The following is a 20,777-nucleotide window of genomic DNA, read 5'->3' on the forward strand; positions in this document are numbered from 1 at the left end:
GAAAAGTAAGCGACAACCCAGAAAAAAATCCCGCAAAATGACAATAATGCGGGATTTTTTTATCTAATGACGCTGGATTCATTCTCCGCACGCCGGTCGACAAATAAGCTGTTGCCATGAATTTTTTTGGCTTGTTTTTTTGCATCTGACGCTGCGATAGAAATTTGATGATGCGAGTAAAATTTATTCAAGCTCGATTTCACCACGCCAAGTGATAGCGAAACCAACGGGTAAAACACTTTTTTCCCTTGTCGGTCTTCGCTTAGATAACCGCCGCGCTCACGATCTTCATTACTATAAAAGTAGTGAATTTCTTTTTCAAAAGTCAGTAGGATATCTTTGCAGCGCTGCTCCCAATCCTCGCTGCGAAACAAAATAATAAAATCATCACCGCCAATATGGCCAATAAAATCAAGTTGTGGATCACAATGCTGCTTCAGAATTTCACTCGTCAATTGAATGATATCGTCACCGCGACGATAACCATACACATCATTAAATGGTTTGAAATGGTCGAGGTCGCAATAGCAGGCGCTAAAGTCATGTCTCTTTTCGAGTAAGTCTTCGATGTGTTGATTGATCGGCACATTGCCTGGCAACTGCGTTAGCGGGTTCGCATAACGTGCAGCGGTAATTTGCATTTGCGTAATCTCACGCATCAAATCGGGGCCTGTACAAATGCCAAGATATTGCCCCTGATCGGTGATGATAATACCGTTGATCAGGTGGTCAGGATTGGTCTCTACGATGATGTGACTGACATCTTGCATACTGGTGTTTTTATCGACAACAACAGCATGCGCATCCATAAATTCTTTACACGATTTTTTGCCATAAAGTTCGCGCTGATACGGACGCGCAAAGCGTTCAATCATCTGATAACGATTGATGATACCAATCGGTGTGCCGTTATCAACGACCGGAAGAAATTGTAATTTTGGATTTTGCAAAAAAATTTCGTCAACCTGGTTATTCACCATCTTCGAAGGAATGGTTGGCGATGTTTTAAGAATTTTTTCGATGGCAATTGTTTGCTCAAAATTCGATGAATTCTTCCGCATCGAATGCGCATTATGTGCCGTCAATACTTTGGCAACTTCGGCGGAAATAGCCCTTGTTGGGGTCGGATGTGGCCGCGCAATATGGTATCCCTGACCGCACGCTACACCAAGATCTCGCACAGTCAATAACTCGGCCTGGGTTTCTATCCCTTCAGCAATGACTCGCGTGCCTGATTTTTCGGCAATACACTGAATCGAGCGTACAAATTGGGCCTTGACCTGATCATGGTCGATGCCCTGTATAAAGTGCATGTCAATTTTGACGTATTCAGGTTTTAGTTCAGACCATAAGCGCAGACTGGAAAAGCCTTCACCAAGATCATCAATGGCAATTTCAAAGCCCATCTCACGGTAATGAAACACGGCGTCGCATAACAAACCATAATCATGAGTCGGTTGGTACTCAGTCAGTTCAATGATCACCCGTTCAGGATTGATACCGAGTTCATGGATGTAGTCCAGCGTTTCGCCATAGCGAACATCGCGTTGGATTAAACATTCCGGGCTCACATTGAGAAATAATTTGCCAGGTAACTTTTGCGCTGCAAATTGTTCAAGCACCACGCGCCGACATAAATGCTCAACGGTCACCGTCAGATCATTCTCAGACGCTGCTTTGAATAAATTGATAGGGGAGTGCAGCGGACTGTCCGATGGCCCACGGATGAGGCCTTCGTAGCCGAGGATATCGCCATTTTGCATTTCGACAATCGGCTGAAAACGCGCGGTCAGCATGCGTTGTTCAATGATACGCTGTAGCTGCGACAGCACCGTATTCACTCCCGCATCATTGGCAGCGGAAATACTTTGGTGATCGTCACCTGTGTGGGGTTGATTGAAATCGGGCATAAGATTTGCCGCTAGTACACTATCCATTGAAGCCATTCCTAAAATACAAAAAGCCGCGCTTCATAGGTAATGGAGGGCGGAAATAAGATGCTACTTGGAAATATAGTTAAAAAATGTTACATCTTGATGTCAAAGTTGATGTATAGAAAGATTTAATTTGTATCTCCGGTGAACCCCTGCAAAGCCAACTACGGTCAACTTTTGCCCCATCAATGAAAACTGACCGGCGAAAATCTTGGCATGCTAGGAAACAATAGATTTCTTTGCTATAATCGACGGCTTCGTTTTACACGAACAACCAAAGCCGGAGAGGTGGCAGAGTGGTTGAATGTACCTGACTCGAAATCAGGCGTACTGTAACAGGTATCGGGGGTTCGAATCCCCCCCTCTCCGCCATGAACATGTATTTAGCAGTACGTAACAGCACTTAAAGTCGCCCTTCTAGCTATAGAACGGCGACTTTTTTGTTCTCTATGCTCCGTAGTGGTGTATTTACTTCCGCATCTTTAGCATCCATACTTGGTTGCATGGAAGTACAAACAACACCGCGATGGATGCAAAATGCCCAAACTAGCGACTCCACTGACCGATATTCAGTGCCGTACTGCCAAGCCAAAAGAGAAAATTTATACAATCGCTGATGGTCAGGGCATGTATCTTGAGATTTTCCCTTCCGGTGCGAAGAAATGGCGCATGGCTTATCGACAAGCCAATGGGAAAACCAATCGTCTGACATTCGGTAGTTATCCTGAAGTGACACTTTTAGATGCTAGAGCCAAACGACTTGAAGCACGGAAATTACTTATTATTGGCACAGACCCTGCAATTCATCGCGACCAAATCAAACAACTGTCAACAGATGCCGCGCTAAATACATTTGAAAAAATCGCGCGCGAATGGCATAACACACGATTGCCTGCATGGAGTGCATCAACTGCTAGGGAGACTATCAATCGACTGGAAAAAGACATATTTCCAGAAATTGGTAAGCTGCCAATTGGCAGTATTACACATCAACAAATGATTGCCGCTTTGCGCAAAATTGAACAGCGGGGAGCAGGCGAAGTTGCTCATCGTTTGAAAGCAACCTGTGCACGTGTATTTAGTTATGCAAATCAACACGGTATTGATAATCGAAATCCGGCGGCAGACTTAAAAGAAGTATTGAAGCCAATTAAAAGTAAGCATTTCGCGGCAATCTCACCGGATGATTTACCTGCGTTCCTGAATGCGTTAAAAGAGAATAACGCGAGACTTTATTTGCCAACTCGCTTTGCAATACGCCTAATGCTGTTGATATTTGTTCGTAGTAGTGAGCTACGTACTACCCCTTGGAGCGAAATTAATCTTGAAGCAGGTGAGTGGGTAATCCCTTGGCAACGCATGAAGCGCGGCAAACTCACCATGAATCCTGACACCACTGACCATCATGTTTGCTTATCTCGTCAAGCATTGGAGTTATTGCGCGAACTGCATAAATTTACTGGTGGTAGTAAATACATTTTGCCCAACCAACGTGACCATGAGCAGCCTATGAGCGGCGATGCAATGCGCATGGCAATCAATCGAATGGGCTATGAAGGTTTGATGACCACACATGGTTTCCGCGCACTTGCAATGACCACGCTCAAGGAAAAATTGGGATATCAGCATGATATTGTGGACAGACAGTTAGCCCACGCTCACAAAGATAAAATTGCTAGTGCTTATGATAGAGCACAGTTTTTAGAGGCCAGAAAAGCAATGATGCAACATTGGGCAGATTACTTGGATGAAGTGGCAGCGGGTAAGGTAGTAGAAGTAAATTTCAACAAATCGGCAGCATAACCAACAACAAGGCGACCAAATGAACACGACTAATCAAGAATCTTTAGGCAGTGATGCAGTGTTACAACAAAAAATTGCTCAACTTTCCGCTTTGTCGCACGTATTGAGTGATGAAGATTCGGACTGGACAGACTTAATTAAAAGGCCACTTCGTGAACTTAAGGCAACTCTGGGTGCCGAGATTGCAGCATATTCAACCCTTTGATTATTATTGAATTATTAGGCTAAAAGGATTTAATTCGTATCCATTTAGTGGCAACTTATTAGTATTAATGGCGTATCTGAAAGATAGTCTTAGATTCTAAATGGTAGCTGGTAGATACACTTTTAATCCTTTAAATTCAATGACTTACAAAATATATTTCGAAAAATACATTGATAGAAAAAAATTAAATGTTAAAGTCTCGTTATGGAAGTTTATGTACTTGAAACTTCCGTAAAGTAGAAAAGGTGAAGCCACCAATACTCCTAATATTGATGGCTTCGGGTTCATTTTAATAACTACCGCGACAGCAGCACAAAATGAAATGTGGATAAGCCATAAGGCCTTTTCACGTCCCTGAGCATAACAGATACTTTTTTACGCGTCTATTACGCTTAAATCTTGTGCTGCCTTTTACCAGAGAGGCAAAACATGTCAATGCATCAACTTGTAGCATTAATCAAAATCGCCAAAGTCAGTGAAATGACAGGCTTTGAAAAAACGTTCATTTATAACGAAATGGCCGCTGGCCGCTTCCCACGCAGCATAAGTGTCGGAAGTAAGGCCGTGCGCTGGGTAAGCACCGAAATTGACCAGTGGATTAACGAACAGATTGCATCCCGCGATTCAGGGATGAAATCATGAGCAATCAACCATCCAGCATTTCACCAATGGCCGATGTAATCACGTCCAATATCATCGGTCAAGAAACGGCGACGATGTTTTTAGCGACTGTTCAAAGTCATTTCGCTGACCCAGATACTTTATATTCTGAATTTAAATTTCTCATTCCAGAAATCACCGATATAAAAACGCTGTCCACGATACGCGGGTTTTGCCGTGCAATTCAGAAGCATATCGAAGTGAGATAGCCATGAGCATTGAAACCTTACTTCAAGCTTTGGACAAAGTTAAAAAAACTGGTGTGGATAAATGGCAAGCATGTTGTCCAGCGCACGATGACAAGTCGCCTTCTTTGGTAATTCGTGAATTAGAAGATGGGCGCGTAATTTTGCATTGTTTTGCGCTCTGTTCTGCCGTTGAAATTTTGGATGCAATCGGATTGGATTTTAGTGCTTTATATCCACCAAAGCCGACTAATCATCACTATCCATTAATTAAGAAGCGTTGGAACTCAAGCGATGTTTTGAATGGACTGGCCTTTGAAATTCTAGTTGCATATAACTGTTCAACCGTCATGGCTTCAGGTGAATACTTAAGTGAAATTGACCATGCGCGCTTACTGTTATGCGCTTCCAGATTGCAGGCCGGATTAAGGATATTAAATGCTAACTACAACTGAACGTGGTGCTTTGCAGCTTGATTCAATTTCTGAGAAATCTCTTAATCGTAAAGTCGATATTTTGTGTGGTTCAACAATAAAACCAGTTGCAATTACATGGCTTTGGTTTAACTGGATTCCAAGTGGCAAGCTTACAATTTTGGCTGGTGCGGCGGGTACAGGGAAAACTACATTAGCTTTGGGATTGGCTGCAGTTTTGACTTCCGGCGGGAAATGGCCTGATGAAACATCATGTGCAAAGCGAGGAAATGTTTTGATATGGTCGAGCGAAGATAATCCAGAAGATACGCTTGTGCCCCGTCTAATTGCGTCTGGTGCTGATTTGAATAAAATCTTTTTTATCAACGGTATTACGGAAAATGGGGAAAAGTTTCCGTTTGACCCTGCACAAGATATTTCATCATTAAAGATTGCTGTTGCCGAAATTGGCGGTGTTTCGTTATTGATTGTTGACCCAATCGTTTCCGCTGTTGCTGGCGATATGCACCGCGCTAATGATGTGCGCCGGAGTTTACAGGCACTGGTTGATTTTGCGTCCGAAAACCAATGCGCTGTTATCGGAATTACTCACTTTGCCAAGGGTGGTGCAGGAAAGTCGCCACAAGACCGCGTAATAGGCTCTCAGGCGTTTGGCGCACTTGCTCGCATGGTGTTGGTTACAGCTAAAGAGGAGGACAGCGAGAAACGTGTTTTAGCCCGAGCAAAATCTAACATCGCACCTGACAACGGCGGCGTTGCTTATAACATTGCGCTGAAAACGATTGATGGCGGCATTGAAACAACATGCGTAATGTGGGCTGGAAAAATCGAAGGCACTGCGCGTGAAATCCTTGGTGACGTTGAAATTACCGATGGTGAAGATGGTAGCGAAAAACAAGATGCTGAACAGTTTCTAAAGGATTTACTTGCAGGTGGTGCATTACCTACTAAGCAGGTCAAGGCTGATGCGGATGGAGCTGGTTACGCATGGGCAACTATCCGACGCGCTCAAAAATCACTTGGAATTATTGCTTTCAAAGGTGGAATGAATGTTGGGTGGAGTTGGGAACTTTCTGAGCAAAATTACCGAAGGTGCTCAAAAAATCCCGAAGATGCTCATATAAAAAGTGTGAGCATCTTCGATAAAAATGAGCACCTTCGCACGAAAAGCAACACATTCAACGAACCAACGGAAGTAATTTTATGACAACGCAAAGTCTGATTAACGAGTGCTTAGAGGCTGGCGTTTCTATCCAGTTGGACGGTATAAATATCAAATTACGTGGTGCACCGGAAGCAGTTAAATCTTTGTCGAATAAGTTACGACCACATAAAGCTGAGCTTTTGGATTATCTCAGCGAAGGTGAGTACACCCCATATGTCTGTGGAATTACTTCTGCCCATGTGACTGAACTGCACACGCTCATTCAACGATTCTCAACGCTTTACAACTTTACGGAAGAAGCCACGCAACAAATTATTCAAGCTGCAAAGTGTCAAGCATTGGCAGCCGTACCAGAGTCAATCCGGTACTTTCAAAATGAAATCCAGAATCACTCTAAATTAAGGAATTAAATTATGTCATTCAATAACGTCTACAACAGCAACAACGCTTCTGACCTAATTGGTCAGCAATGGGACAGCCAGCTTCAACAAGCAGCACTTGATGAAGCCGATAACCAAAGAGCATCAGCATCGCTGGAGGGTGTTAAAAACGCACTCAGCGACCATTTCGATGAAGATACAGCCATTAAATCAGATGTAGACCTGAATGAAAATGGAAAGAAATCACGCCGCATTGCGTTAATCAAAAAAACGGATGGAAAAATTACCGCACTGACTGGCCGCCGCATCAATGATTTGAAGGAACGTGCTGCAATTCAAGCCAATGCAGTTGCTAATAGTGTGAACATGACCCCGTCACAGTCAGACACCTTAGAAATGATTCACCGCAGAGAACTTGCATCGGAAATTGACCCACTTACACGTCATGTTGAACTTGAAAAGATGGCTCGCGATGGTTCTGACGACCTTACATTGCACGCTTGCTTGACTGCCAGCAAACTGAAGCCTTTAACGACACCCGCTGAGGCAGCGACTCTCCGCGATTTAATGGCTGCACGACTCGCACCAAATCATGCTGATGAACTTCAAAAGACGCGAAATCATCTTGCTTTGCTAGAAAGTGTCAAGAACGTTGCACATCATCAAATAGCTAGCCAACATGAACGAAGCTATCTTGGTATCGATGCTATTCCCTATGCTTAACAAATAGGCCAACAGTCCAACAGTTTTTATCGACTGTTGGACTGTTCTGTTTTATCAGTTACTTAACAGGAGGCTAAATGGCCGAAATAAAGAAAAAAAAGGGATGGGATGCAGGTGTCAGTGGCAATCCAAAAGGCAGGCCAACTGGCACGGGGTCAGTTGCCAAGTTGCGGAAAGTGATTGAACAACAGATACCGGAATTATTGAATGTGTTGATGCAAAAGGCGATGGCAGGCGACGTAAGTGCGGCAAAGTTGTTGATTGAGCGCGTTTTGCCACCACTCAGACCAGCAGAACAAACGCAACCTATCAAACTACCCGCTGAAGGATTGACTGAGCAAGGTAAAGCTATATTGGCCTCTGTTGCATCTGGTGAACTGGCAGCCACTCAAGGTGCTGCATTGATTGGTGCCGTTGGTAGTTTGGCGCGAGTTGTTGAAATTGACGAGCTAGCCAAACGGATTGCAGCCTTAGAAAAATTGGAGCCAATAACATGACACCAAATGAAATGGTACGGCGTTTAAACGTTCTGGAATTTCGCCGTACTTATGGTGCATCTATTGCCAAAGAAAATGTGGTACAGGCTGCATATGGTCGCATATTTGAAGCATTGCGCACGGCATTACCTGAATCAGAACCAGAGGGAATACCGCCTAATACCCGCGAACACTATGAACAATCAATTTACTTTGAACAATCAATTTACTTTGAAAAATCAATTACTCAACTTGACGAACGAATTACGGCAGGGACGTTAACAGAAAATGATAATGCTGTGTTCGCATCTGTGAGCGATGTTGACTTATTCGATGCGAACACAACGGCGATGAGCGTTGTTCAAACAATGGCAAGACTGTACCGCCGATATTGAGTGCAGTAGTTGACTTTCACTAGCAACAATTGAACCACTGAATGATTATTATCCAATGCCGAAGGTGGCTTTACTGATGTCATAAATCGCACTAATTAAAAAAGCCCCCCCAACACAATTACATTAAAAATCCAGTTGGAGAAGGCGGGTAGTTTATGATGCCTGTTTGTTAATCAACTGGGTAAGCGAGCTTGTTCATCAGTTCAGCGAACGTACTCCAATCAATCCGTTTTGATTTTTGACGGTTTCTGCCTGTCCAATAAAACGAACCGCTACCAACTTCTAACGTGCCAAGTTTTGATTTATTTGCAAATAAATCCAGCGTGAGTGCTGATTTAGCTTTGGCTAGTTCTAAATTTGTAAGAGTGGCTTTTACTGAATGGACTGGCTTGTTAGTCACTGCTACTTCGGCTTTGGCATTTTTTGGTGAGTCCTTAAGTTTTGCTTTTGGTGCAGTCATCGAAGGTGATGCGTTTCGAGTTGTTTTTCGGACAGGTTCCTCAGTTGGAAATGGCCACGCTACATTTGGGTCAGAAACTTTACGTTTCGCGGGTGCCGTTTTTGTCGACTTTGCTTTTGTGACCATTTTTATTCCTTCATATTTAAATATTATCAATATAGCACCATATCGAATGCACCATAAATCAATAAAGCTATTGATAAATAAACTTTAATATATAAATATTATCGGTGATTTAAATGGCAACTTTTGAAAGACAAAATTTTCTCGATCGATTGATGGTAAGGAAAGAATCGTTCGTCCATAAGTGCTTCCATTTATGAAATAAGAAATGGTGATAATCAATATATATGCGGGTTTCAAGACATCTTTCGACTTCCCCCCTCCGCCAGTATTCATGCGGGTTTCCGCTGATTTAAAAAGATCGCTAAATGCGGTCTTTTTTATTTTGTGGCGGTAGAAATTTGTCATCCGTCATCTGATCTTAAAAATAGCCTTCGTCAATGTCTCAGTCGCGAGGTGACTATACCTTTTTGTCCTGCGCTGATCTTTATGTCCAAGGATTGCGCCTACAGTGAATAAATCGACATCGTTATTAATCAGCATCGATGCCGCTGAGTGCCGCAGGTCGTGGAAGTGCATATGATTAAATCCAGCTTTATCCATTGCTCTACGAACAATTCTTTGTAGACAAATCCTACTTGAACTAAAAGGCAAGTATTTCACAATGACATTTAATCGAGGATGAATCGGCACAACGCAATTCTGACTTATGCCCTAGCTTCTTTGCTTGCGCAATTTCTCGCTACTTGTCGCATCTGATACATCAACTTAGTCGCACGGATTCATGCGTTTAAGGTCACGTTTTGATTTCTATGGGGCTTCGCAAAGCGAATGTCCTAGCATCTTAACGACAGGCACTTTACTTTTTGACACCTGACTCAACAATGCCATATCTGAAGAAAAGTGCTCTGGTTTTCGGACGTAGTGCCATAAGGAAAATAAAAAATTTTACGATCAATAGCCAAAAAATTGGCTGAAATTGAAAGTCAACATTAGCCGAAATCTGTTACGGCTTTTGTCTGGGGAGAAATTTTTTATATTTGTTGAATAAATTGATAATTTTGAAACTATGAACTATATTGAAACCACATTGATGAAAAAATAGATCATTAGAAATAGAGGCTTTTGCAAAAATATTGAGCTTAGAAAGTATTCCAAGAGAGATTCCAAAGCGGAAAGTAATATTGCTTTTTTGGGGAGGTACTGCAACCGTTCAATAAAATGAAAACGCAAAAAATCTCAGTTCTCCCGATGGTTTCAAATGAGTTATGGAGGGTTAAACATGCAACGCTTTGTACGCCCACGATATATTTCGCAATATACTGATTTTCGTATTGATATTGTGGCAATGTTCGATCCTAAATTGAGACATACCTACGTTAACTCAGTCATTGAAAATTTCACTGGCCTAAAACCAACGGATTTCATTGGAAAGACGAATTCCGAATTAGGTATGCCTCAAAACTTAGTTGCACAGTGGGATGAAGCGTTGGCGCACGTGTTTCGTACTGGTGAAACAAGAGACCTGACATTTACATTCCCGGGACCCGACGGCAATCGCGACTTTCATTCACATCTGATCGCAGAAAGAGATACGTCTGGAAAAATTGTTTCCGTGATTTCTTTTGCGAGAGACGTGACGGTAACTGAACTTTGTTTGAAATCAAAAGTAGCCAATAAAAATGAGACTGAGCTCATACAAGCTATTCTCGACTCGGTAGATGATGCCGTAATTGGCAAGACGTTAGACGGAATTGTGACAAGTTGGAATGCTGCAGCGGAAGTCATGTTTGGCTATCAGGCAGAGGAGATGCTTGGTAGATCAATTTTGCGTTTGTTTCCACCAGATCGGATCGATGAAGAAACTTTCATTCTTGAAAAGCTGGAATATGGTGAAAAAATCGACCATTTTGAGACAATTCGCGTCCACAAAAGTGGTCGAATGATACATGTTACTGTGACAAGTTCGCCGATATGTAATGCGGATGGGGAAATTATTGGCGCATGTAAAATCGTCAAAGACATTACGCCATTGATGATCGAGCGGCAACGATTGGAATTAGCATTGGCGGCGACAAATAGTGGCCTTTGGGATTGGGATCTTACCACCGGAAAAATATATCGATCTGACTTCTATTTGAAAATTACTGGTAACAAGCCCGACCAAGATACGCACGACTTTGATTTCTTCAAGCGTACGATACATTCGGAAGATGTCGAAAAAACGCTAAAAACTATTGAAACTTACCTCAAAGGTAATACGGAATATATCGAGTTCGACTATCGCTTAGCGACAAAGTACGACGACACAGATAGTTGGGTAACAACTCAGGCAAAAATTGTTGAACGTGATTTGCATGGCCGCCCATCAAGAATGGTCGGCACGTTAACTGACACGACCCAAATTAAAAAGACGTATGCAAATCTAATCGATCGCGAAAAACGTCTGAGTCGAGTCATTGATGGATCTGAACAAGGATATTGGGATTGGAATATTCAGACAAATTCGTTACAAGTTAGTAATCGATGGGCATCGATGTTGGGTTATGCGTTGGAGGAAGTTGATGTTACCAATGGAAGGTATGAAAAATTAGTTCATCCTGATGATCTTGTCTCGGTCATGGAAAATGTTCTGAAGCACATTCAGGGGAAGTTACCCAATATTGAGCAAGAGATTCGTTGCATCACCAAATCTGGCGAATGGAAATGGATACTCACGCGGGGGCGCGTTGTTGAGTGGGATGATGAGGGTAGTCCGCTTATGTTATCGGGAACCCATACCGATGTTACAGAGCGAAAAAAATTGGAAACATCTATGCGGGAAGCCGCAACGGTTTTTGAGAACAGTTTTGACGCCATTGTGGTCGTCAACACAGATGGAATGATATCTCGTACAAATCCATCATTCAGCAGGATTACTGGCTATGCGGCTGAAGAGGTTTTAGGAAAGTCATACAAGTTACTCTTTGCAGAAGCGCCGCAACGGCGATTTTATAAACAACTGTATTCATCTTTGAGACAGAATAAATATTGGACTGGTGAACTTCAAGGGTGCCGAAAAGACAGAGTAACTTATCCATTGTCGTTGTCCATTTCTAGTGTTGTCGATAATAAAAATAACGTAGAGCATTACATAGGTTTTTTCTCGGATATTAGTCGCATCAAAAAGCATGAAGCGGAATTGGATCGCGTAGCACACTATGACCCGTTGACTGGCACACCAAATAGACGCCTTTTATTCGACCGTCTCCAGCAATCCATTGTGAGAGCGGAGCGATACAATAAATCGTTGGCAGTTTGCTACATCGATCTCGATGGATTTAAATACGTCAATGATCATTACGGGCATCAGGCCGGCGATGATTTACTTGTCGCGATTGTCACCAATCTTAAGCAGGTACTAAGGGCGGAGGATACACTTTCGCGACTTGGTGGTGATGAATTTGTTTTACTCATTAATGACTGTGAACGACTGGAGGAATGTTCAATCATATTAGACAGAATATTAAATACCATCAAAATACCTATCACCATCGACAAGAAAGTCATTAGCGTTTCTGGAAGTATCGGAGTTAGCTTATACCCGAACGATCATTCGGATGCTGACACCTTGTTACGTCACGCTGATCAGGCCATGTATCGCGCCAAAGAATCTGGGAGAAATCGCTATCATTTATTTGATCCGGACAGCGATCAAAAGGCGCAACAACAACGAGAATTTATTAGTCGACTTAATGAAGCTTTAACGAATGACGAACTAAGCCTGTATTATCAACCAAAAGTAGACTTACGAAACGGTGCAGTCGTCGGCGTCGAAGCACTGATACGCTGGCAACATCCGCAACGGGGCTTACTAAGTCCTGCTACATTTCTTCCGCAAGTAGAAGGTAGTACTGCCGAATATCCTATTGGAAAATGGGTAATATCAACCGCTTTGCGTACAGTGTCGAATTGGATTGCAGAGGGCTTTCCCATTAAAGTTAGCGTCAATGTGGGGGCAAATCAATTGATGCATCCTGATTTTCTGAGTGATTTGCGGTTAATGCTAGCAGAGTATCCCGACGTGCCTGAAGGGTATTTGGAATTAGAGGTTCTTGAGAGCGTGTCAATCAGTGATATGCCGAGAACGGTTCAAATTCTTGCGGAATGCCATAAAATTGGCGTCAGGCTATCGCTAGATGACTTTGGGACAGGATATTCTTCACTAACATACTTACGACAACTACCAGTGGATACCCTCAAGATTGACCAGAGTTTTGTGCGTGATATGTTGACGGATTCAGACGATCACGGAATCGTAGATGCAGTCATTCATCTTGCGGGTTCATTTAAGAGACAAGTAATTGCAGAGGGCGTAGAAACTCTGGAGCACGGCGCTGAACTTTTGAAGATGGGTTGCTACTTAGTGCAAGGCTACGGAGTTGCCAGACCGATGCCAAATAAAGCGCTTAAGGGCTGGGTTGAGTCTTGGATTGCTGAACGCAAATGGGAATTTTTAAAATAAAATGGATACTCAATACTCAATACTCAATACTCAATACTCAATACTCAATACTCAATACTCAATACTCAATACTCAATAATCAATACTCAATAATCGATTATTGAGTATCTAGACTTGGCGCCATATGAGAGGTTGATACAGTTGATACAGTTGATACAGTTGATAGTTTTTTGTGTGAGCCAAAGGTCTTGGCGTAGGCCCAAGTAAATTCTGCACCCATTAAAAATATCTGAGCAGAGTAATAAACCCAGACGAGGAGGGCGACTAATGAACTTGCCGCACCGAAACCCGATGCGAGTCCACTCTTGCCGATGTATAAACCGATCAGTGATTTACCGACGGTAAAAAGTAATGCTGTGAACGCTGCGCCTATCCAAACATCAGACCAGGCAACTCTGGCACGTGGCATAAATTTGTAGATCATGGCAAATAAAGTGGTCGTGAAGGCGAAGCTGACTAGAAAATTAGTCACCGTTGCAATGATTTTCCAGTGGGTAAAAAAAGAGCCCCACCATTTACCGAATGCTGCCAAGGCTGCGCTGGCCACTAAGGACACCATCAGTAAAAAGCCGATTCCCAAGATCATGCCAAACGAAAGCAACCGGGCTCGCAGCAGGCTCCAGATATTACTTCGATAACGTTTTGGGGCACGCCAGATGCGATCAAGTGCATCCTGTAACTCACTAAACACGCTGGTTGCGCCGATTAATAAGGCGATCGCTCCCACAATGATCGCCAGAATGTTTCCGTTAGGCTCGTGGGCGCTTTCAAGTAGTGTTTCGACCGCCTGGGCACCTAACGGCCCCATCAAATCCTGTAGCTCGCCGACAATTTCTCCACGAGCTGCTTCAATGCCAAAAAGTTGACCAGCAATCGCAATGACGATCAACAATAACGGTGCGATCGAAAATAAAGTGTAATAGGCAAGTGCCGCTCCCATCGACTGTGCATAATCGTCAATCCAGGAGCGACCGGCGGTTTTTATCAAGGTCCAGATATTATTGAGACGCATGGAGATACTTCATATTGACTTTGAGAAAATTGCCATTCATATATCTATCCCATAAATATCTTAAATGGTTTATATTCAAGCATTTTTTTACACCAACTATCTGGGTGACATGGTTGCATAGTCGCCGATCAGCTGCACGATGTCCATTGTATTTTATTGAGATTTCTCTCGCTATTAGGCGAAATACAGTATGACTCTGCACCGTATCTGACGGTGCAGGTTTTAGGTTAGCTCGGGGCGGAAATTAAATCCGCTCGCACTGTAATGCTAAGCTGAAAAATTGAGCGCCAAGCGTTGTGGGGCTCTCAAAGCGAAACTGCTACCCGTTGCAGGCAGTAGTTTAAACACACTGACTTCGCTCATTAAGTGTGCGGCCTGTTCCTGCAAGCTTGCTGCCGCTGCCGCTGCTTGCTCTACTAAAGCTGCATTTTGTTGTGTGACTTCATCCATCTTAGTCACGGCGTGATTGATTTCCTCAATACCAAGACTTTGCTCCTGACTTGCAGCCGCGATTTCACTCATGATATCCAAAACGTGTTTAACGGAGGTCACAATATTGTCCATCGTTGCGCCAGCCTGATCGACTAATTCGCTGCCGGTATTTACTTTTTCGACCGAATCTTCAATGAGGGCTTTAATTTCTTTCGCGGCGCTGGCAGAACGATGCGCTAAATTGCGCACCTCTGCGGCGACAACAGCAAAACCGCGTCCTTGTTCGCCGGCACGCGCGGCTTCTACCGCCGCATTGAGAGCGAGAATATTGGTTTGAAAAGCGATGCCATCAATGACGCTGATAATATCGACAATTTTTCGCGAACTATCTTTAATTGACCCCATCGTTTCTACGACGTTTTTGACGACTATTCCTCCGCTCACTGCCACATCAGATGCTGAGACCACCAGTTGATTTGCTTGTCTTGCATTGTCAGCATTTTGCTTTACCGTACTCGTCAGTTCTTCCATTGCGGAGGCAGTTTCTTGAAGCGAACTTGCTTGTTCTTCGGTTCTTGAGGACAGGTCCAGGTTCCCTGTGGCGATTTCTTCGGACGCTGTTGCCATTATTTCTGTGCTATTTCTAACTTTTTCTACGGTCATCGCTAAGCTATTGTTCATTTCACTTAATGCTTGCAGAAGTTGACCTGGCTCATCGGAAAAGTTGCTTGAGATGTCGCTGGTCAGATCACCTGAGGCTACAATCTTAGCGATTTTGACAGCGTCATTGAGCGGATGAACGATACTTTGTGAAATGAGTATGGCGCCAATAATCCCAATACTTAAAGAGATGATTAAGATCGCTAGCAAAAGTATACTTGCCGTCGTTATCCTATTTTTTGATTCAGTTTCAAAGGCGTCTGAGCGCTTATTCGTGAGATCGACTAATTTGTTGATGGCGGCAAGATGTGTCGCGTAGCTAATTTTCATTTTCTGCATTGCCGCCGTCATCGCGTCTTTGTCTTGCTTTTGCGCGGCAGGGATGAATTCATTGAATGCCGTATTGTAGAACGCTTGTGCAGGCTCATGAGCCTTATTGAGAAGTGCATCAGCAATATCGCTGTCCAAGCCTTCTTTGCCCCAAAAAACATGGCGGGTGTCGTAGTCGTTCTTTAATTCCTTGAAATGTCCGATCAACTTTTCTTGTTCTCCTGGATCTTCGGTTGCCATGATTTGGAATACAACTAAGTATGATTCGAGGATATATTCTGGTGGCGGCAAGACGTCAGCGATAAGATCTTTGCCTTGTACTATGCGTTGATATACAGGGCCGCCAACTTTTAGCTCATCTAAGGTTTTGAATGACCATGCGCCGTAGATAATGAAGCCGGCAGAAAATAGTGCGATAAGAACTGAAAGTCTTTTTGATAACTTGAGGCGACGTAATAAGTTCATGGTTAAGCTCCTTGAGATGCAGTGCGAGTACAGTGCGTAGTATCATTCCTAAGAGAAAGTTTTTCCACAGGGAAATTTATCTTTTTGCAAAAAATTACATTTGGTCGCTTACAACTTAATTTATTAATGTTTTTTAATATTGCTAATAATGAAATACTTTATTCAAAGGCGTTTTACTCAGAAAACTAGAGAAACTTAAAAAACTTAAAAAGCTAGGGAGACTAGTGGATCTAGAGATGCTATAGGTGCTAGAGGCGCTATAGGCGCTAGAAGCGCTAAATCATTGTTGCAAAGACGTTCACTCAAAAAGCCACAAACAAGTCGGTTTTATGCATACAGCTCGAATCACTTGTTACCGAATATTTATTACTTGTGGGCCACTAAGAACAGATTATTTCTTGTTTATCCAAAACGATGTCCGCTGGCTTCAAAGAGAAAACTTCGGCATTTCTCGCTAATGTTGGCGATGGTCTCATCGTAAAAAAACTATAATCTTGAAACAATGATGTGAAGAGTCACATCCATCTTGAGATGCAAGATGGCGAAGGAATGAATTTTTCTAGGCAACCTGTTAAGTGTTTATTCAGGTGCAACTCTTTTCATGTTTATACCAAAGCACAGTCTGGGTCAAGGAAAAAATAGACAGCGACTCTTTGCTCCAATGAGATTGTTAAAGGTAATGTCAGGATTGTTTAAAAATTAATCGAACGGTCTATAAAAATCCGGCGATAAAAAACCATCTTTAACCCTCAGAGTGACGCTCATCTGGGCCAGCCGGATACAATTGAAGGCCTTAATTTACAAAATGGCTTGCAGAGGGACCGAGGGCATGTACCTGTTTATATCAAAATTTTAAGGTCGTTTGCCAATGCTTAAGCAAGCACAATAGCCGATGTAAAAGAGGCGATCCGGATACAAGACAAAATCACAGCATCCCAACTTATTCATACTTTAAAAAGACTCGCACGAACGTTTGGGTTGATCAATTAGCTTTAGCCGTCTCCAAAGTTGAGGTGTGCCTATCGAATATCGATGATTTAGCTATGTTATTGATTGCTCTGGAGGCGTTGGTGCACAAACTCTGTGCAGTGCTGCGCTCTGTGATTTGGCTAGTGTTTCGGGAAAAATCTAAAAATTCCCATGCTGTCATTTGCGGTCATTTGTTCACTTTATATTGAGGAATGTATCATTGCATGCTCCTCTCCTTACCGAATGGTGAGTTTAAGCCCGCTGCTGACTCTGGTGCGAGCTTTTTTGAATTTTATTGATGTTGGCAGTCGTTATTCAAAAAATGAGCTAGCCATTTTTGGTGGATGTAGAAACTACGTTGCGTATAGTTTTTACTTGCTTCGTTACTTTTCAAAAAATGTTTTCAGTTAGCATGTGAGGAGTGATATCGCTCGTTAGCAATTTCAGTTTGTTTCCCCAAAATTTTTATCTTTAGAGTTTAATATGCGCTTCTGCCAACTTAAAAAGTCTGTACTTGTTCTTGTTACTGTGTTTGCCTTATCGATTGACTCGACTCAAGCAATGTCCGTAATGGAATTTGGTCTCGACAATTTACTACTGAATTCAACGCAAATTAAGACATCATTAAGTTTGACCAAAAATCAGGATCTGCTGTGGCAACAAACCGAAGTTAAATTACGGTCAATTGCGCATCAACGCGGGGTGCGGCGAGAGCACATGCAGTTTGAAATAAGCAAAAGTCTTAAGCAACCCAGACTTGAGTTGCGCGATTTGAATAAACAAATTGAAGATGAAGAAGCGATTTCTTCCCAGGAAAATAAGCAGATACGTGAATTGTGTCTGACCTTGAATGATGCTCTCGATGACAATCAGCGTGAGAAAATTCAAAATTTTTTATCCGAGCAGTTGCTCATGCAGGCAGATAGTAAAAGGGATGCGCCGGATGGCGTGCAGCGCCGCCCGGGCAGTGGCGGCCACTCTCGCGGTGGAAGCGTTGGTGCGGGTGGTAGCATGGGCGGCGGTGCAAATGGAGGTAACGTTCAATTTTGATTGAAAACCATAGCCAGCAGGCACTATTGCTAAAAACATGAAAGGCTTGTATAATGCGGAGCTCTCTTGGTGCAATATTAGGCTAAAGAGTTTCAGTGGTGGTCGTAGCTCAGTTGGTAGAGTCCAGGATTGTGATTCCTGTTGTCGTGGGTTCGAGCCCCATCGTCCACCCCACCGAATACGTTGTAAATTAAAAGCTCACTTGATTTTCATGTGAGCTTTTTTTTGTTTGTATTTTCTAAGATTTAGAAATTTTCTAAAAGCCTGCGCCGAAGGTTTCACCTCAACAACCCGTCGCGTATATAAATTCGGTGCTTAGTTTCTTCAGATGCTGAGCAGTAATTGCTCTCTCTATGCAATAGCTCGCAAAATTCCCTACAAAATCGCGCATACCGCGAGTGGAAACAAAAAACCGCCCTCAGGCGGTTTGATTGAAAACTACGTTTGAATCAATGTTTGAATCAACGTTTGAATCAACGTTTGAATCAATGCCAGATACAGCGTATGACTACTACTGCTGGGTTTTGCGACGCATTGCAAGCAGTGCCAGTAAGCCAAAACCGACCAAAACGGGTGTCATTGGCTCAGGTACAGTCACATTGCTAACGATTATTCCTGCGTTGTCTGACTTATTTATGTCTGCATATTGGAAAGTCAGAGCGCCCGTTTCCCATGCTGTAAAAGTTTTTGTACCAGCGCCAATGAATGCATAAACATCGTTTATTTCACCAATGAGGGAGCCGATCTGTACGAATGGCAGACCAGGTAAAAAGAAGCCAAAGTTACCTAAGTTCCAAGAAGCATTCGTGGTTCCATTGGCGGTGGTGGTAAGCGTTCCGGCATTTGGATCTCCAGGTCTGTCTGCTCCCAGCCAAATTTGGCTCGGGTCGGTACTGACTGTAAATTGTTCTCCTGCCGTCAGTATTAACGGAGATCCACCCAATGGGGAACTCTTAGTTCCTCCTCCCGTTGAGTTTATAGATGCATCTGTGTTGTAGGTGTATGTAGTCGCATACGCAGATGCAGAAAATACCAAGCTGAGAAGCGCGATGCTTATAGATTTAATGTTCATTTTTATTCCTTCTAAAATTATTAAAAAGGCAATAAATTACCTAGCAATTAATATGCCATCGTTAAAAATCAAGGCTTTAGCGCAATGTTGAAAAGAAGTGTAAGTTATTCCGACATTAATTCATTACGCAATTGCGCGTAATGAAATCGATGCCTTGCAATAATAGAACGGTGGAGTCATCGAACCGATCGGTGGCATCACGCTTCTCATTTACTTTTAACAAGAAAAAATTCCCCGCTACGGTACTTTTCTTTGATGAATGTACAATCTTGATCAATAAGAGGTTAGATGAGGTGACTGACGTGTGAAAAAACGCCTGAATTTTCTATGAATTAGTGTCGAAAACTTCCTTCTGAAATTTAAAAAATAGCCTATGAAGTCAATTCGCACAAACTTTTCAATTTAATTGAAGGATTAATACGATGAGTAACTCAGCCGAAGTGCGCCCGCCTTTTCCGCCGTTCAATCGCGACACTGCTATCCAAAAAGTCAGAATGGCGGAAGATGGTTGGAATAGTCGTGATCCTGTCCGCGTCTCATTGGCCTACACCACTGATAGCAGATGGCGTAACCGTTCGGAGTTCCCGCAGGGGCGCGAAGAGATTGTGCAATTCTTGACGCGCAAATGGGAGCGTGAAAAAGAGTACCGACTCATTAAGGAGTTGTGGGCCTTTGAAGGTGATCGTATCGCAGTCAGGTTCGCCTATGAGTGGCACGACGTGGAAGGTAACTGGTTTCGCTCGTATGGTAATGAAAACTGGGAATTTGATGCGCATGGCTTAATGAAATTTCGCTTCGCCTGCATTAACGATATGGCGATTTCTGAGACGGAACGAAAATTTCACTGGCCGCAAGGACGTCGTCCAGATGATCATCCCGGCTTGAGTGACCTGGGTTTGTGATTGCTGCTCTGCGGGGTTTATTGATGCGCTCTCAACCTGCCGTATTGTAAGACTATGCGGCCGTCTTTTTTCCTTGCCTCAATTGCGCGAGTGCACCTTCTGCGTTTTCTGTGCAGCTGAGGTGGTCTGGTTTGGACTCGATGAACTGAATCAACGAGAGCAAGTTGGATTTGTTTTGTGCTAAACGTTCTTGCATGGCGTTAATATCTTCAATTTTCTGTTTGAGCATGACCAGCAATTCTTCATGCTTCCAGCTTGAAAAATCCTGCGGCAGCATGGTTTTGATTTCTTTTAAGGAAAAACCGGTTTGTTGTGCGATCGTGATCATGTTGAGCAAAATTTCCGCTTCAGGTGGATACTCACGGTAGGCATTGGCCGATCTGGCAGTACTGGGAAGGAGCCCCTGCGCTTCGTAAAACCGGATGCGTGACGCGTTGACGCCGCCTAATTTGGCTAATTCACTAATCTTCATGGTGTCCTTCTATTAAATTTCAAAGT

At 43.1% G+C, this 20,777-nt stretch carries 20 protein-coding genes and 2 tRNA genes; 15 read left to right on the top strand and 7 right to left on the bottom strand.

Annotated features, from left to right (window positions below; all coding sequences use genetic code 11):
- Nucleotides 1-59: 59 nt before the first annotated feature.
- On the bottom strand, nucleotides 60-1,937 hold the full coding sequence (locus ACO0K1_RS08580) for a GGDEF domain-containing protein (protein WP_423024700.1): 1,878 nt from the start codon (nucleotides 1,935-1,937) through the stop codon (nucleotides 60-62).
- Nucleotides 1,938-2,216: 279 nt separating this feature from the next.
- On the opposite strand from ACO0K1_RS08580, the gene ACO0K1_RS08585 reads away from it, so the two are divergent.
- The 11 genes from ACO0K1_RS08585 to ACO0K1_RS08635 all read left to right on the top strand — a co-directional run bounded on the left by ACO0K1_RS08585 (nucleotide 2,217) and on the right by ACO0K1_RS08635 (nucleotide 8,360).
- A tRNA-Ser gene (locus tag ACO0K1_RS08585) sits at nucleotides 2,217-2,306 on the top strand.
- Nucleotides 2,307-2,471: 165 nt separating this feature from the next.
- Entirely contained in the window at nucleotides 2,472-3,737 is a 1,266-nt protein-coding gene (locus tag ACO0K1_RS08590; protein ID WP_423024702.1) for a tyrosine-type recombinase/integrase, read from the top strand.
- A 19-nt stretch (nucleotides 3,738-3,756) separates the two neighbouring features.
- Complete coding sequence (locus ACO0K1_RS08595) at nucleotides 3,757-3,942, top strand: hypothetical protein (protein ID WP_423024704.1); 186 nt, start codon at nucleotides 3,757-3,759, stop codon at nucleotides 3,940-3,942.
- A gap of 429 nt (nucleotides 3,943-4,371) precedes the next feature.
- A complete protein-coding gene (locus ACO0K1_RS08600) occupies nucleotides 4,372-4,584 on the top strand; it encodes a helix-turn-helix transcriptional regulator (protein WP_423024706.1) in 213 nt (70 codons plus the stop codon).
- The gene (locus tag ACO0K1_RS08605) at nucleotides 4,581-4,811 is read left to right on the top strand and encodes a hypothetical protein (protein WP_423024708.1); all 231 of its coding nucleotides are present in this window, start codon (nucleotides 4,581-4,583) and stop codon (nucleotides 4,809-4,811) included. The genes ACO0K1_RS08600 and ACO0K1_RS08605 overlap by 4 nt, the downstream gene beginning before the upstream one ends.
- A gap of 2 nt (nucleotides 4,812-4,813) precedes the next feature.
- A complete protein-coding gene (locus tag ACO0K1_RS08610) occupies nucleotides 4,814-5,242 on the top strand; it encodes a CHC2 zinc finger domain-containing protein (protein WP_423024710.1) in 429 nt (142 codons plus the stop codon).
- Nucleotides 5,226-6,428, top strand: a complete 1,203-nt coding sequence (locus tag ACO0K1_RS08615; RefSeq protein WP_423024712.1) for an AAA family ATPase — start codon at nucleotides 5,226-5,228, stop codon at nucleotides 6,426-6,428. The genes ACO0K1_RS08610 and ACO0K1_RS08615 overlap by 17 nt, the downstream gene beginning before the upstream one ends.
- Nucleotides 6,425-6,796, top strand: coding sequence for a hypothetical protein (locus ACO0K1_RS08620; protein WP_423024714.1), 372 nt, complete (start codon nucleotides 6,425-6,427; stop codon nucleotides 6,794-6,796). Before ACO0K1_RS08615 ends, ACO0K1_RS08620 begins: the two co-directional genes overlap by 4 nt.
- A 3-nt stretch (nucleotides 6,797-6,799) precedes the next feature.
- Nucleotides 6,800-7,489: a hypothetical protein gene (locus tag ACO0K1_RS08625; RefSeq protein WP_423024716.1), complete on the top strand. Its 690-nt coding sequence runs from the start codon at nucleotides 6,800-6,802 to the stop codon at nucleotides 7,487-7,489.
- A 77-nt stretch (nucleotides 7,490-7,566) separates the two neighbouring features.
- On the top strand, nucleotides 7,567-7,986 hold the full coding sequence (locus ACO0K1_RS08630; protein ID WP_423024718.1) for a DUF5681 domain-containing protein: 420 nt from the start codon (nucleotides 7,567-7,569) through the stop codon (nucleotides 7,984-7,986).
- On the top strand, nucleotides 7,983-8,360 hold the full coding sequence (locus tag ACO0K1_RS08635; protein ID WP_423024720.1) for a hypothetical protein: 378 nt from the start codon (nucleotides 7,983-7,985) through the stop codon (nucleotides 8,358-8,360). The genes ACO0K1_RS08630 and ACO0K1_RS08635 overlap by 4 nt, the downstream gene beginning before the upstream one ends.
- Nucleotides 8,361-8,529: 169 nt before the next feature.
- Here ACO0K1_RS08635 and ACO0K1_RS08640 read toward each other — a convergent pair whose 3' ends face one another.
- Together ACO0K1_RS08640 and ACO0K1_RS08645 are read right to left on the bottom strand one after the other, a co-directional pair.
- Nucleotides 8,530-8,946, bottom strand: a complete 417-nt coding sequence (locus ACO0K1_RS08640; RefSeq protein WP_423024722.1) for a hypothetical protein — start codon at nucleotides 8,944-8,946, stop codon at nucleotides 8,530-8,532.
- A gap of 348 nt (nucleotides 8,947-9,294) precedes the next feature.
- Nucleotides 9,295-9,576, bottom strand: a complete 282-nt coding sequence (locus ACO0K1_RS08645) for a tyrosine-type recombinase/integrase (RefSeq protein ID WP_423024724.1) — start codon at nucleotides 9,574-9,576, stop codon at nucleotides 9,295-9,297.
- Nucleotides 9,577-10,165: 589 nt separating this feature from the next.
- Here ACO0K1_RS08645 and ACO0K1_RS08650 point away from each other — a divergent pair.
- Nucleotides 10,166-13,387, top strand: coding sequence for a PAS domain S-box protein (locus tag ACO0K1_RS08650; protein WP_423024726.1), 3,222 nt, complete (start codon nucleotides 10,166-10,168; stop codon nucleotides 13,385-13,387).
- 97 nt (nucleotides 13,388-13,484) lie between these two features.
- On the opposite strand, the gene ACO0K1_RS08655 is transcribed toward ACO0K1_RS08650, so the two are convergent.
- Both ACO0K1_RS08655 and ACO0K1_RS08660 read right to left on the bottom strand, forming a co-directional pair.
- The gene (locus ACO0K1_RS08655) at nucleotides 13,485-14,399 is read right to left on the bottom strand and encodes a YihY/virulence factor BrkB family protein (protein ID WP_423024728.1); all 915 of its coding nucleotides are present in this window, start codon (nucleotides 14,397-14,399) and stop codon (nucleotides 13,485-13,487) included.
- Between the two features lie 267 nt (nucleotides 14,400-14,666).
- Nucleotides 14,667-16,286: a methyl-accepting chemotaxis protein gene (locus tag ACO0K1_RS08660; RefSeq protein ID WP_423024730.1), complete on the bottom strand. Its 1,620-nt coding sequence runs from the start codon at nucleotides 16,284-16,286 to the stop codon at nucleotides 14,667-14,669.
- Between the two features lie 1,452 nt (nucleotides 16,287-17,738).
- Between ACO0K1_RS08660 and ACO0K1_RS08665 the strand changes: the two genes are divergently transcribed.
- Nucleotides 17,739-18,305 (top strand): hypothetical protein, encoded by a 567-nt coding sequence (locus tag ACO0K1_RS08665; RefSeq protein WP_423024732.1) that lies wholly within the window; start codon nucleotides 17,739-17,741, stop codon nucleotides 18,303-18,305.
- A 98-nt stretch (nucleotides 18,306-18,403) separates the two neighbouring features.
- Nucleotides 18,404-18,479: transfer RNA gene (locus ACO0K1_RS08670), tRNA-His, on the top strand.
- Nucleotides 18,480-18,816: 337 nt separating this feature from the next.
- Here ACO0K1_RS08670 and ACO0K1_RS08675 read toward each other — a convergent pair.
- The gene (locus ACO0K1_RS08675; protein WP_423024734.1) at nucleotides 18,817-19,377 is read right to left on the bottom strand and encodes a PEP-CTERM sorting domain-containing protein; all 561 of its coding nucleotides are present in this window, start codon (nucleotides 19,375-19,377) and stop codon (nucleotides 18,817-18,819) included.
- A gap of 422 nt (nucleotides 19,378-19,799) precedes the next feature.
- Here ACO0K1_RS08675 and ACO0K1_RS08680 point away from each other — a divergent pair, with 422 nt between their 5' ends.
- The gene (locus tag ACO0K1_RS08680) at nucleotides 19,800-20,279 is read left to right on the top strand and encodes a DUF1348 family protein (RefSeq protein ID WP_423024736.1); all 480 of its coding nucleotides are present in this window, start codon (nucleotides 19,800-19,802) and stop codon (nucleotides 20,277-20,279) included.
- A gap of 52 nt (nucleotides 20,280-20,331) precedes the next feature.
- Here the strand turns inward: ACO0K1_RS08680 and ACO0K1_RS08685 are convergent, their stop codons facing one another.
- The gene (locus ACO0K1_RS08685) at nucleotides 20,332-20,751 is read right to left on the bottom strand and encodes a MerR family transcriptional regulator (RefSeq protein ID WP_423024738.1); all 420 of its coding nucleotides are present in this window, start codon (nucleotides 20,749-20,751) and stop codon (nucleotides 20,332-20,334) included.
- Nucleotides 20,752-20,777 lie beyond the last annotated feature (26 nt).

Origin of the sequence: Undibacterium sp. SXout20W (genome assembly GCF_049340285.1) — a bacterium.
Classification (GTDB): domain Bacteria; phylum Pseudomonadota; class Gammaproteobacteria; order Burkholderiales; family Burkholderiaceae_D; genus Undibacterium.